Source organism: Streptomyces sp. NBC_00663 (assembly GCF_036226885.1).
Lineage (GTDB): Bacteria > Actinomycetota > Actinomycetes > Streptomycetales > Streptomycetaceae > Streptomyces.
The window spans coordinates 3,083,321-3,095,830 of sequence record NZ_CP109027.1; the positions used below are offsets into that span (position 1 = coordinate 3,083,321).

9 protein-coding genes are annotated in these 12,510 nt (G+C 72.4%); 4 read left to right on the plus strand and 5 right to left on the minus strand.

All coding sequences use genetic code 11. The features are described 5' to 3' along the window. Window positions 1-8: 8 nt before the first annotated feature. The gene (locus OG866_RS13765) at window positions 9-1,418 is read right to left on the minus strand and encodes a sensor histidine kinase (RefSeq protein WP_329334608.1); all 1,410 of its coding nucleotides are present in this window, start codon (window positions 1,416-1,418) and stop codon (window positions 9-11) included. Beyond that, entirely contained in the window at window positions 1,415-2,089 is a 675-nt protein-coding gene (locus OG866_RS13770) for a response regulator transcription factor (protein WP_329334610.1), read from the minus strand. Before OG866_RS13770 ends, OG866_RS13765 begins: the two co-directional genes overlap by 4 nt. A 126-nt stretch (window positions 2,090-2,215) precedes the next feature. On the opposite strand from OG866_RS13770, the gene OG866_RS13775 reads away from it, so the two are divergent. Continuing rightward, a complete protein-coding gene (locus OG866_RS13775) occupies window positions 2,216-2,812 on the plus strand; it encodes a PepSY domain-containing protein (RefSeq protein WP_329334612.1) in 597 nt (198 codons plus the stop codon). A gap of 142 nt (window positions 2,813-2,954) precedes the next feature. Here OG866_RS13775 and OG866_RS13780 read toward each other — a convergent pair whose 3' ends face one another. From OG866_RS13780 to OG866_RS13790, 3 genes are all read right to left on the minus strand, one after another. Continuing rightward, on the minus strand, window positions 2,955-4,256 hold the full coding sequence (locus tag OG866_RS13780; RefSeq protein WP_329334614.1) for an MFS transporter: 1,302 nt from the start codon (window positions 4,254-4,256) through the stop codon (window positions 2,955-2,957). Between the two features lie 152 nt (window positions 4,257-4,408). Continuing rightward, entirely contained in the window at window positions 4,409-5,365 is a 957-nt protein-coding gene (gene meaB, locus OG866_RS13785) for a methylmalonyl Co-A mutase-associated GTPase MeaB (RefSeq protein ID WP_329334616.1), read from the minus strand. 58 nt (window positions 5,366-5,423) lie between these two features. Further along, on the minus strand, window positions 5,424-6,620 hold the full coding sequence (locus OG866_RS13790; protein ID WP_329334618.1) for an acetyl-CoA C-acetyltransferase: 1,197 nt from the start codon (window positions 6,618-6,620) through the stop codon (window positions 5,424-5,426). Window positions 6,621-6,767: 147 nt separating this feature from the next. Here OG866_RS13790 and mce point away from each other — a divergent pair, with 147 nt between their 5' ends. The 3 genes from mce (at window position 6,768) to OG866_RS13805 (ending at window position 12,472) form a co-directional block, all read left to right on the plus strand. Next, a complete protein-coding gene (mce, locus tag OG866_RS13795) occupies window positions 6,768-7,208 on the plus strand; it encodes a methylmalonyl-CoA epimerase (RefSeq protein ID WP_329334619.1) in 441 nt (146 codons plus the stop codon). A gap of 210 nt (window positions 7,209-7,418) precedes the next feature. After that, window positions 7,419-11,330, plus strand: a complete 3,912-nt coding sequence (gene scy, locus OG866_RS13800; RefSeq protein ID WP_329334620.1) for a polarized growth protein Scy — start codon at window positions 7,419-7,421, stop codon at window positions 11,328-11,330. Window positions 11,331-11,533: 203 nt separating this feature from the next. Continuing rightward, window positions 11,534-12,472: a cellulose-binding protein gene (locus OG866_RS13805; RefSeq protein ID WP_329334622.1), complete on the plus strand. Its 939-nt coding sequence runs from the start codon at window positions 11,534-11,536 to the stop codon at window positions 12,470-12,472. Window positions 12,473-12,510 lie beyond the last annotated feature (38 nt).

Genomic DNA, 12,510 nt, shown 5'->3' on the forward strand with positions numbered 1-12,510 from the left:
CGCACTGATCACGCGAGCGGCAGGCGGAGCGCGAACAGCGCTCCGCCTGCCGGCGCGTCGCGGACCGTGAGGGTGCCGCCATGGCGGGCGGCGACGTCCCGGGCGATGGCGAGACCGAGCCCGGCGCCGCCGTCGTCGCGGCTGCGAGCCTCGTCGAGCCGGACGAACCGCTCGAAGATCCGCTCCCGGTCGGCCTCGGCCACCCCGCCCCCGTCGTCGGCGACCTCGGCCACCGCCCAGGCCCCGTCCCGGCGCACGGACACGGTGACCGCGGACCGGGCGTGCCGCTGTGCGTTGTCCAGCAGATTGCCCAGAATCCGCCCCACCTGCCCCCGGGATCCGGCCACTTCGACGGCCTCCGCCCCGACCGACACCCCGTCCCGCCCCCGGGCCTCCCGCCGCGCCACCTCCCCCAGGTCGAACCGGCCGTCCCCGGGCCGCTCCCCCGCGTCCAGCCGAGCGAGCAGCAGCAGATCGGCGGCGAGCCGCTGGAGTCGTACGGTGTCCTCGACGGCCCCTTCCAGATCCAGCAACTCGGGGTGCGCGGTGCCCACTTCGAGCTGGGTGCGCAGGCTGGCGATGGGGCTGCGGAGTTCGTGCGAGGCGTCGGCGACGAAGCGGCGCTGGCGTTCGACGGAGGCCTCCAGGGCGGAGAGCGTCTCGTTGGTGGTGCGGGCGAGCCTCGCCACCTCGTCGTGCGTGTCCGGCTCCGGCACCCGCCGGGCGAGGTCCTCGGACGCGGTGATCGCGGCCATCTCGCGCCGGATGCCCTCGACCGGGCGCAGCGCCCGCCGGGTGACCAGCCAGGTCACGGCGGCGACGACCCCGAGCAGCAGCGGGAAGCCCACCAGCATGACGGAGAGCGCGGTGTGCACGGCGCCCTGCTCGGCCTCCAGGGACTCCCCGGCCCAGACGGTGAGCGGGACGCCGTCCCGGGTCTCCACCTCCAGGGCCGCGAAGCGGTAGTCGGCGCTGTCGCCGTCGATCGTCGCGGTGCCGTCGGAGAGCACGGCGTCGTCACCGATCTCGCCGGGTTCGAGGGAGGCGCTGTCCTCGTCCGTGTTGTCGTCATCGGAGCCGCCCGCGCCGGAACCCGAGCCCGTCTGCGGCTTCACCGCGTCGGTGGCGGTGCCGCCGATCCGCTCCAGGCCCTCACTGACCGCGACCACCCTGCCGTCCTCGTCGACGACCTGCACCGGGTTGTCGTCGTCGAGGTCCAGTTCGGCGTACGAGGTCCCGTTGCTGATCGGCGTGGCGACGCCGCGCGCCGAACGTTCCGCCTGGGTGCCCGCCTGGTCCACGAGGTTGGCCCGCAGCGACAGCAGCACGGCCGCGCCGGCCGCCACCAGGGCGACGGCCACGACCAGGGCGGCGCCGAGCGTGGCCCGCGCCCGGACGGACCCGAAGAGACGTCTCATCGCTCCTCCGCCTCCAGCCGGTACCCGGCGCCGCGCACCGTCCTGATGAGCCCGGCGCGCAGCTTGCGCCGCAGGGTACTGACGTAGACCTCCACGATGTTGGGATCGCCGTCGTACGCGAAGTCCCAGACGTGCTCCAGGATCTGCGCCTTGGACACCACCTCGCCCGCGCGCGTGACGAGCTGCTCCAGGACCGCGAACTCCTTGGTGGTGAGCGCCACTTCGCCCTCTCCGAGGTAGACCCGGCGGGCCGCGGTGTCGACCTTGAGGTCACCGTGCACGAGCACCGGCGACGCCGTGCCGCCCCGGGGCCCGCGGCGGCGCAGCAGCGCCTTGACGCGGGCGACGAGGACGACGTACGAGAAGGGCTTGGTGAGGTAGTCGTCGGCGCCGGTGTCCAGCCCCTCCGCCTCGTCGTACTCGCCGTCCTTCGCGGTGAGCATCAGGATCGGCACGTCGTGGCCCGCGGCGCGCAGGGCGGCGCAGACGCGGTAGCCGTTGAGGCCGGGCAGCATGATGTCGAGGATCACGAGGTCGTACGACCCCTCCGTGGCCCGGTGCAGGCCCTCGCGGCCGTCGTGGACGACGTCCACGGCGTATCCCTCGGCGGTGAGTCCCTTGGCGAGCGACAGGGCCAGCCGCTTCTCGTCCTCGACGATCAACAGACGCATGCGTACAGCGTGACAAAGCGAAGCTGAAGATCCCTTCAGGTGGCTTCAGGTTCCCCTCAGCGTCGGTCGGCGACGGTGGTGCACGTCGAAAGCGAAACGAGCCGTGACTTATCTGGAGGAACTCGCATGAAGCGCAACATCGTGATCGCCGCCCTCACCGCGACCGCCCTGATCGGCGGAGGTACGGCCACGGCCCTCGCGGTGGCCTCGGACGGGGAGAGCGCGTCGCAGCGGGCGGACGTGCGGGTGGCGGCGGACGACGGCCATGACGACGGGGCCGAGTCCGTGGTCGCCGGAAAGAGCGGCGTGACGGCCGCCGACGCCGTCACCGCGGCGCTGAAGCACACCCCGGGCACCGTGGTCTCCGTGGACCTGGAGGACGACGGTGCCGGGGTGTGGGACGTGGACGTGCTGAAGGGCGACGGTACCGAGTACAGCGTGACGATCTCCCCGGACACCGGAAAGGTCGTCAGCGCGCACAAGGACAACGACGACGACACCGACGACGCCGACGACCGCGCCGAGCTCACCGCCCTGAAGAACGCGAAGACCGACGCCCGGGCGGCGGCACTGGCGGCCGCCGCCCACGGCACGGTCACCGAGGTCAGCCTCGACGACGATGACGACAGCCGCGCGGTGGTGTGGAGCGTGGACACCACTCAGGGCGAGTGGAAGGTCGACCTCCGGACGGGCGAGCTGACGGCGGACCGGGACGAGGACTGACGGGCCGGGAGGGGTGACGCGGAGGTTTGTTCTCGCCCCCGCCGCCCCTACCCGTCCCATCCTCCAGGGGCTGCCGCCCCTTCGACCCCGCCCAGGGGGCTCCACCCCCGGACCCCCGCTCCTCAGACGCCGGACGGGCTGACTAACCAGCCCGTCCGGCGTTTGAGGACGAGGCCCCTTCAGGGCCGACAGCGGGGGTCCGGGGGCGGCAGCCCCCAGTGATGGGACGGGTCGGGGCGGCGGGGGCGTGGACCCCCAGGCCCGCCACCCCCGCCGCCCCCAGCGCCACACCCCCCGCGACCACGAAGCACACCCCCAGCGGCAGCCGCTCCACCAGCAGCCCCGCCGTCGCCGCCCCCGTCGAACTCCCGGCGTTCACCGCGGTGTTGACCCAGGCGCCGGCCCGCGTACGGAACCCCTCCGGAGCGGCCTCGTCGGCGATCAGATACGCCGTGGTCAGCGCCGGTGCGACGAAGAACCCGGCACAGGCGGCGGCAACCGCGAGAACGCCGACGCCCGGGGCGAGCCCCGCGAGACACAGGGTCAGGCCCAATCCCGCGGCGAGAAGGGCGAGGCGGGCCCGGGCGGGCGAACGCCAGTCGACGGCACCGTTCAGCAGACCGCCCACCGCACTGCCCGCCGACAACGCCGCCAGCACCCAGGCCACCGTGTCGTCCCCCTGCCGGCGTTCCGCGGCGAAGGCGACCACCAGCAGGTCCACGGCGCTCAGCGCGAGCCCCGTGCCGGCCGCGACCACCACCGGCTGCAACAGGCCCCGCCCACGCAGCGAACCCTCAGCGCCCGAAGGGGACTTGGGAGGCCCCGCGGGACGTACCGCTGCAATCGCCGGCGAGGTGACGAAGACGAGCGTGCCCACCGCCATCAGCAGCGCGCCCAGCAGGACACCGGCCGCCGGTGACGCGATGCCGATCAGCGCGCCGACCAGCAACGGCCCGATGACGTACAGCAGTTCCTCGGCGACCCCGTCCAGGCTGTACGCGCGCTGCAACAGCCGCCGGTCGCCGACGAGTTCGCCCCACACGGCACGCATCGTGGGGCCCAGCGGCGGCGCACAGGCGCCCGCGACGGCGGCCACCGCGCCGAGCACCACGGCGGGCGCACCCGGCCGCAGGCTCACCACCGCGAGTCCGCAGAGCAGGCCGGCGTGGAGCAGTGCCATGGGGAGGAGGGCCCGCCTGGGGCCGTACCGGTCGACGAGCGCCGCGCGCCAGGGCGACAGGAAGACGACCGCGGCGCCGAACAGCGCCATGACGACGCCTGCGACGGCGTACGACCCGGTGGCGCGGGTCACGGCCAGCATCACGGCGATGGGGGCCACGCCGTAGGACAGGCGGCCGACGAGGGCCGCGGCGAAGGTGCGGCGGGCATGGGGAACGGACAGCACGGCGGCATACGAGGGCCGCCGCGTGGAGGGCGCGGACATGGGAGAGGTTCCTCTGCGGGAGGCATGAGCAAGGGACGCCGGAGGCCGCGACGGCTGTGGTCAGCGGGTCGCGGGCGGGGGCGCGCTCTATGCCATGAGGAGGAACATACGGATCAACGTACCCGCATCAGCAGCGGGTTGACCAGAGGATTTCAGCCCTCCGTCAGGCCCGCCACCAGTTCGTCCGCCGCCCGGTACGGGTCCAGCTGCCCCGCCACGATCCGTTCCGCCAGTGCGTCGAGGCGGCGGTCTCCGTGCAGGTCGCCGATGCGTTCGCGCAGGGCCGTGACCGCGATGGTCTCCACCTCGCGGGCGGCGCGGGCCTGGCGGCGCCCGGCCAGGACGCCGTGCTCCTCCATCCAGGCACGGTGCTTCTCCAGGGCTTCGACGACCTCGTCGATGCCCTCCGCGCGGGCGGCGACCGTCTTGACGATCGGGGGGCGCCAGTCGCCGGGGCCACGGGACTCGCCCAGGCCCAGCATGTGGTTGAGCTCGCGGGCGGTGGCGTCGGCGCCGTCGCGGTCGGCCTTGTTGACGACGTACACGTCGCCGATCTCCAGGATTCCGGCCTTGGCCGCCTGGATGCCGTCACCCATGCCCGGGGCCAGGAGAACGACCGAGGTGTCCGCCTGGGAGGCGATCTCGACCTCGGACTGGCCGACGCCGACCGTCTCCACCAGGATCACGTCGCAGCCCGCCGCGTCCAGGACCCGGATCGCCTGCGGGGCGGCCCAGGCCAGTCCCCCGAGGTGGCCTCGGGTCGCCATCGAGCGGATGTAGACGCCGGGGTCGGAGGCGTGGTCCGACATCCGGACGCGGTCGCCCAGGAGCGCGCCGCCCGAGAAGGGGGACGACGGGTCGACGGCCAGGACGCCGACCCGCTTGCCCTGCTTGCGGTACGCGGTCACCAGGGCGGACGTCGACGTGGACTTGCCGACGCCCGGTGAGCCGGTCAGGCCCACGACATAGGCCCCACCCGTGAGCGGGGCCAGCGCCGCCATGACCTCACGCAGCTGCGGGGACGCCCCCTCCACGAGGGAGATCAGCCGGGCCACGGCCCGCGGCCGGCCTTCCCTGGCCTGGGCCACCAGGGTGGAGACGTCCTGCATCACAGCTCCGATCAGATCGAGAACGTACGCGTCGAGAACGGTCGAGACGTACGAGAACTCAGGCCTTGGGTACCCGCACGATCAGCGCGTCACCCTGACCGCCGCCACCGCACAGCGCCGCCGCGCCGACGCCACCGCCGCGCCGCTTCAGCTCCAGCGCCAGGTGGAGGACCAGACGGGCGCCGGACATGCCGATGGGGTGGCCCAGGGCGATGGCTCCGCCGTTGACGTTCACCGTTTCGGTGGAGACCCCGAGGTCCTTCATTGACTGGACCGCGACGGCGGCGAAGGCCTCGTTGATCTCGATCAGGTCGAGGTCGGAGACCTCCAGGCCCTCCTTCTTGAGGGCGTGCAGGATCGCGTTGGAGGGCTGCGACTGGAGGGAGTTGTCCGGGCCCGCCACATTGCCGTGGGCGCCGATCTCGGCGATCCACTCCAGGCCCAGCTCCTGCGCCTTGGCCTTGCTCATCACGACCACGGCCGCCGCACCGTCCGAGATCTGCGAGGAGGTGCCGGCCGTGATCGTGCCGTCCCGGGTGAACGCCGGGCGGAGCTTGCCGAGCGACTCCGCCGTGGTGTCGCCGCGGATGCCCTCGTCCTTGCTGAAGACGACCGGCTCACCCTTGCGCTGCGGGATCTCCACCGGGGTGATCTCGGCCTCGAAGATGCCGTTCTTCTGCGCGGCGGCGGCCCGCTGGTGGGACAGGGCGGCGATCTCGTCCTGCTCGGGGCGCTGGATGCCGAGGCGGGTGTTGTGCTTCTCCGTGGACTCGCCCATGGCGATGCCCTCGAAGGAGTCGGTCAGGCCGTCGTACGCCATGGCGTCGAGCATCTCGATGGCGCCGTACTTGAAGCCCTCGCGGGACTTGGGGAGCAGGTGCGGGGCGTTGGTCATGGACTCCTGGCCGCCCGCGACGATCACGTCGAACTCGCCGGCGCGGATCAGCTGGTCGGCCAGCGCGATGGCGTCGAGGCCGGACAGACAGACCTTGTTGATGGTCAGCGCCGGGACGCTCATCGGGATGCCGCCCTTGACGGCGGCCTGGCGGGCCGGGATCTGGCCCGCGCCGGCCTGGAGGACCTGACCCATGATCACGTACTGGACCTGGTCGCCACCGATCCCCGCACGGTCGAGGGCGGCCTTGATCGCGAAGCCGCCGAGGTCGGCCCCGGAAAAGGACTTCAACGAACCGAGCAACCGTCCCATGGGCGTACGAGCGCCCGCGACGATCACTGATGTAGTTCCGGAAGACATGAGGTGCGATCCCCTTCCAGCTGGACAGCCGAGGAGTGAACGAGGGTTTACTTCGAATGTACTGAGTGGCACTCCGTGCCGTCACCGGCCCGTCGGTGTGATCGCTGGCACGTTGCGTAACCATCTCCCGAGCGCTGCACTAACACCATGCTGACGCGAATCGACCACATCGGGATCGCCTGCTTCGACCTCGACAGGACTGTCGAGTTCTACCGGGCCACCTACGGCTTCGAGGTCTTCCACTCCGAGGTCAACGAGGAGCAGGGCGTGCGCGAGGCCATGCTCAAGATCAACGACACGTCCGACGGCGGCGCCTCCTACCTGCAACTTCTGGAGCCGACCCGCCCCGACTCCACCGTCGCCAAGTGGCTGGACAAGAACGGCGAAGGTGTCCACCACATCGCTTTCGGTACGGCGGACGTGGATGCGGACGCCGCGGACATCAAGGACAAGGGCGTACGCGTGCTGTACGAGGAGCCGCGACGTGGCTCCATGGGGTCACGAATCACCTTCCTGCACCCCAAGGATTGCCATGGCGTACTGACAGAACTGGTCACTTCGGCGCCGGTTGAGTCACCTGAGCACTGACCCTCGTACATATGGGCCGGTAGGGTTGGGGGCGGTCGCTCCCGGAAAGGGGGGTGTCCGCATGCCGGGGCCCGGTTTCGGGGGGCGAGCGTCGGGGCAGCAGCCCGTGCTCCGCCGTTGATCTGACACCATTCCCCGGGGGCCCCGTTCGGCGGACGGACGGAGCTCGTTTGGCCAGACTTGCGACCAGGGGACGGATGGGACCGCGCAGTGCGGGGCTACGAACGCCAGGAGCGAGAGCCGGCGGCTGACGTCGACCACCTCTCTCGGTTCGAGGCCGAGATGGATCGGCTGAAGACCGAGCGGGAGAAGGCGATCCAGCACGCCGAGGACCTCGGCTACCAGGTCGAGGTGCTGCGCGCCAAGCTGCACGAGGCGCGCCGCACCATCATGTCCCGGCCCGAGTTCACGGGCGGCGACATCGGCTACCAGGCCGAACAGCTGCTCCGTAACGCCCAGATGCAGGCCGACCAGCTGCGTCAGGACGCCGAGCGTGAGCTGAGCCAGGCGCGGGCGCAGACCCAGCGCATCCTCCAGGAGCACGCCGAGAACGCGGCGCGGCTCCAGGCGGAGCTGCACCAGGAGGCGGTCACCCGCCGCCAGCAGCTGGACCAGGAGCTCGCCGAGCGCCGCCAGACCGTCGAGTCGCACGTCAACGAGAACGTGGCCTGGGCCGAGCAGCTGCGCGCCCGCAGCGAGCAGCAGGCCCGCCGGCTCGTCGAGGAGGCCCGCGCGGAGGCCGAGCAGGCCATGGCCGCGGCCCGCGCCGAGGCCGAGCGGGTCGCGAACGAGGCCCGGCAGCGCCTGCAGAGCGAGGCCGAGGCGGCCCGCGCGGAGGCGGAGCAGCTGCTGCGCCGGGCCCGCACGGACGCCGAGCGGCTGCTGAACGCGGCGTCGACGCAGGCCCAGGAGGCCACCGACCACGCCGAGCAGCTGCGTACGTCCACGGCGACCGAGTCGGACACCGCCCGCCGTCAGGCCACCGAGCTGAGCCGCGCCGCCGAGCAGCGGATGACGGAGGCCGAGGAGGCGCTGCGCACGGCGCAGGCCGAGGCCGAGAAGGTGCTCACCGAGGCCAAGACGGCCGCCGAGAAGGCTCTGTCCAGCGCCGAGTCGGCGAACGAACAGCGCATCCGTACGGCGAAGGAGCAGGTCGCCCGGCTGGTCAGCGAGGCCACTCAGGAGGCCGAGACCACCAAGGCGGACGCCGAGCAGGTCGTCGCGGACGCCCGCGCGGAGGCCGAGCGGATCGTCGAGGAGGCCTCAGAGAAGGCCCGCACGCTCACCGCCGAGGAGAGCGCGACCCAGTTGTCGAAGGCGGCCAAGACCGCCGAGGACGTCCTCAACAAGGCGCAGGAGGACGCGCAGAACACCACCAAGGCAGCCGCCGAGGAGGCCGAGCGGATCCGTCGTGAGGCGGAGGCCGAGGCCGACCGGCTGCGGTCCGAGGCGCATGACATCGCCGAGCAGCTCAAGGGCTCCGCGAAGGACGACACCAAGGAGTACCGCGCCAAGACGGTCGAGCTCCAGGAGGAGGCCCGTCGGCTGCGCGGCGAGGCCGAGCAGCTGCGCGCCGACGCGGTCGCCGAGGGCGAGAAGATCCGCGCGGAGGCCCGCAAGGAGGCCGTCCAGCAGATCGAGGAGGCGGCCAAGACCGCCGAGGAGCTGCTGGCCAAGGCCAAGGCGGACGCCGACGAGCTGCGTCAGACGGCGACGACGGACAGCGAGAAGGTCCGCACCGAGGCCATCGAGCGGGCGACCACCCTGCGCCGGCAGGCCGAGGAGACCCTCCAGCGCACCCGGCAGGAGGCCGAGCGCCACCGCGAAGAGGTCATCGAGCAGTCCGAGGGCATCAAGAACGACGCCGAGCAGGCCGCGCGCGAGCTGCGCGAGGAGACCGAGCGGGCGATAGAGGCCCGGCGCGCCGAGGCCGCCGAGGGGCTCACCCGGCTCCAGACCGAGGCCGAGGAGCGGCTCACCGCTGCCGAGCAGGCGCTGACCGAGGCCCGTGAGGAGGCCGCGCGGATCCGCCGCGAGGCCGCCGAGGAGAGCGACCGGCTGCGTTCCGAGGCCGCCGACCGCATCCGCAGCCTTCAGCAGCAGGCCGAGGCGGAGGCGGAGCGGCTGCGCACCGAGGCCGCCGCCGACGCGTCCGCGTCCCGGGCCGAGGGCGAGGCCGTCGCCGTACGGCTGCGTTCGGAGGCCGCGGCCGAGGCCGAGCGGCTGAAGTCGGAGGCCCAGGACACCGCCGATCGTGTACGGACGGAGGCGCAGGCCGCCGCCGAGCGCCTGGCGACGGAGGCGTCCGAGACGCTGGCCGCCGCGCAGGAGGAGGCCGTACGGCGTCGTCGCGAGGCCGAGGAGACGCTCGGCGCGGCCCGCCAGGAGGCCCACCAGGAGCGCGAGCGGGCCCGCGAGCAGAGCGAGGAGCTGCTGGCCTCGGCGCGCAACCGCGTGGAGGAGGCGCAGGCCGAGGCGGTGCGGCTGGTCGAGGAGGCCGACCGGCGCGCCACCGAGATGGTGTCGGCGGCCGAGCAGCACGCGCAGCAGGTACGGGACTCGGTGGCCGGGCTGCACGAGCAGGCCCAGGAGGAGATCACCGGGCTGCGCAGTGCCGCCGAGCACGCCGCGGACCGTACCCGGCGCGAGGCCGAGGAGGAGGCGGACCGGGTCCGCGCCGACGCCTACGCCGAGCGGGAGCGGGCCAGCGAGGACGCGGGCCGTGTCCGGCGCGAGGCGAACGAGGAGTCGGAGGCCGCCAAGTCGCTCGCCGAGCGCACCATGGCGGAGGCGATGGCCGAGTCCGAGCGGGTGCGCACGGACGCGGCCGAGTACGCCCAGCGGGTGCGCACGGAGGCTTCCGACGCGCTTGCCGAGGCCGACCAGGCCGCGTCGCGGACCCGGGCGGACGCCCGTGAGGACGCCAACCGCATCCGCTCGGACGCGGCGTCGCAGGCCGACACCCTCATCACCGAGGCGCGCAACGAGGCCGAGCGGCTCACCACCGATACGCTCCGGGACACCGACCAGCTGCGGCAGGACACGGTCGCCGACGCGGAGCGGCTGCGTCAGGAGACCATCGCCGAGGCCGAACGGGTCCGGTCCGAGGCCGTCAGCAAGGCCGAGCGGCTCATCGCGGACGCCACCGACGACGCGGAGCGGCTGCGGGCCGAGGCCGCCGAGACGGTCGGCTCCGCCCAGCAGCACGCCGAGCGCGTCCGCAGCGAGTCCGAGCGGGTCAAGGCCGACGCGCTGGCCGAGGCGGAGCGCATGCTCAACGCGGCGCGTGCGGAGGCCGAGCACACCCTCGACGAGGCCCGCAAGGACGCCAACAAGCGGCGTCAGGACGTGGCCGAGCAGGTGGACACGCTCATCAACGAGACCGCCGCCGAGGCCGACAAGCTGCTCACCGAGGCGCAGCAGCAGGCCCACAAGACCACCGCGGACGCGGAGGGCCAGGCCGACACGATGGTCGGCGCCGCCCGCAAGGAGGCCGACCGGCTGGTCTCCGAGGCGACGGTCGAGGGCAACTCCCTGGTGGAGAAGGCCCGTACGGACGCGGACGAGCTGCTCGTCGGCGCCCGCCGGGACGCCACCGCCATAAGGGAGCGGGCCGAGGAGCTGCGCGACCGCATCACCACCGAGATCGAGAGCCTGCACGAGCGGGCCCGCCGTGAGGCCGCCGAGACGATGAAGTCGACCGGCGACCGCTGCGACGCGCTCATCAAGGCGTCCGAGGAGCAGCTGGCGAAGGCTCAGGCCAAGGCCAAGGAGCTGGTGTCGGAGGCCAACTCGGAGGCCGGCAAGGTCCGGATCGCCGCCGTGAAGAAGGCCGAGCTGCTTCTGAAGGAGGCCGAGCAGAAGAAGGCGGCCCTCGTGAAGGAGGCCGAGGAGCTCAAGGCGGAGGCGATCCGCGAGGCCAAGCGCACGGTCGAGGAGGGCAAGCGCGAGCTGGAGATCCTGGTGCGGCGCCGCGAGGACATCAACGCCGAGATCTCCCGTGTCCAGGACGTCCTGGAGGCGTTGGAATCCTTCGAGGCTCCCACGGGAGGCAAGGACGGGGGCGTCAAGGCCGGCGTTTCGGTCGGCGCCCCTCGTTCGGGTAAGCCTTCGGACAGCTAACCGACAGGTTCCGACCGGTTACGACCGGTCGAACTCCGGTGCCGTCTGGGGCCTTTGACCAAGTTTTTGGCAAGTGGTCCGAGGGTTAGCCACTCAAAAGGGGTGTCATTCTCCAGATCAAACACGTATCCGCTCGATGACACACCGCTTCGGCCCCTAGGATTCCCCCTATCACCTCACCGGTCTCATTTGACAGGAACCCCATGAGCGACACTTCCCCCTACGGCTTCGAGCTTGTGCGGCGTGGGTACGACCGCGCTCAGGTGGACGAACGGATCTCCAAGCTCGTCTCCGACCGTGACAGCGCTCTCACCCGCATCACCGCTCTGGAAAAGCGCATCGAGGAGCTCCACCTCGAAACGCAGAACGCCCAGGCCCAGGTAAGCGACGCTGAGCCGTCGTACGCCGGTCTCGGCGCGCGTGTCGAGAAGATCCTCCGCCTCGCCGAGGAGGAGGCAAAGGACCTGCGCGAGGAGGCTCGTCGCGCGGCCGAGCAGCACCGCGAACTCGCCGAGTCGGCGGCCCAGCAGGTGCGCAACGACGCGGAGTCGTTCGCGGCCGAGCGCAAGTCCAAGGCCGAGGACGAGGGCGTCCGGATCGTCGAGAAGGCCAAGAGCGACGCGTCGCAGCTGCGCGCCGAGGCCCAGAAGGACGCCCAGTCGAAGCGCGAGGAGGCGGACGCCCTCTTCGAGGAGACCCGCGCCAAGGCCGCTCAGGCCGCCGCCGACTTCGAGACGAACCTCGCCAAGCGCCGCGAGCAGTCGGAGCGCGACCTGGCGTCCCGTCAGCAGAAGGCCGAGAAGCGTCTCGCGGAGATCGAGCACCGCGCGGAGCAGCTCCGCCTGGAGGCCGAGAAGCTGCGCACGGACGCCGAGCGCCGCGCCCGCCAGACGGTGGAGACCGCTCAGCGTCAGGCCGAGGACATCGTGGCGGACGCCAACGCCAAGGCCGACCGGATCCGTTCGGAATCCGAGCGCGAGCTGGCGGCTCTGACGAACCGCCGCGACTCGATCAACGCTCAGCTGACGAACGTCCGCGAGATGCTGGCGACGCTCACGGGCGCCGCGGTGGCCGCGGCCGGCACCCCGGCCACGGACGACGAGCCGATCTCCCGTGGGGTTCCGGCTCAGCAGACCCGGTAACACCGCCTGACGGCAGCGACAAGGGTCCGCACCCTCTC

Bases quoted from the DNA above. Each gene is read 5' to 3' on its own strand.
- mce (WP_329334619.1), top strand. From the start codon at position 6,768: ATGCTGACGCGAATCGACCACATCGGGATCGCCTGCTTCGACCTCGAC.
- OG866_RS13805 (WP_329334622.1), top strand. From the start codon at position 11,534: ATGAGCGACACTTCCCCCTACGGCTTCGAGCTTGTGCGGCGTGGGTAC.
- meaB (WP_329334616.1), bottom strand. From the start codon at position 5,365: ATGCAGGACGTCTCCACCCTGGTGGCCCAGGCCAGGGAAGGCCGGCCG.
- OG866_RS13770 (WP_329334610.1), bottom strand. From the start codon at position 2,089: ATGCGTCTGTTGATCGTCGAGGACGAGAAGCGGCTGGCCCTGTCGCTC.
- OG866_RS13780 (WP_329334614.1), bottom strand. From the start codon at position 4,256: ATGTCCGCGCCCTCCACGCGGCGGCCCTCGTATGCCGCCGTGCTGTCC.
- OG866_RS13775 (WP_329334612.1), top strand. From the start codon at position 2,216: ATGAAGCGCAACATCGTGATCGCCGCCCTCACCGCGACCGCCCTGATC.
- OG866_RS13790 (WP_329334618.1), bottom strand. From the start codon at position 6,620: ATGTCTTCCGGAACTACATCAGTGATCGTCGCGGGCGCTCGTACGCCC.
- OG866_RS13765 (WP_329334608.1), bottom strand. From the start codon at position 1,418: ATGAGACGTCTCTTCGGGTCCGTCCGGGCGCGGGCCACGCTCGGCGCC.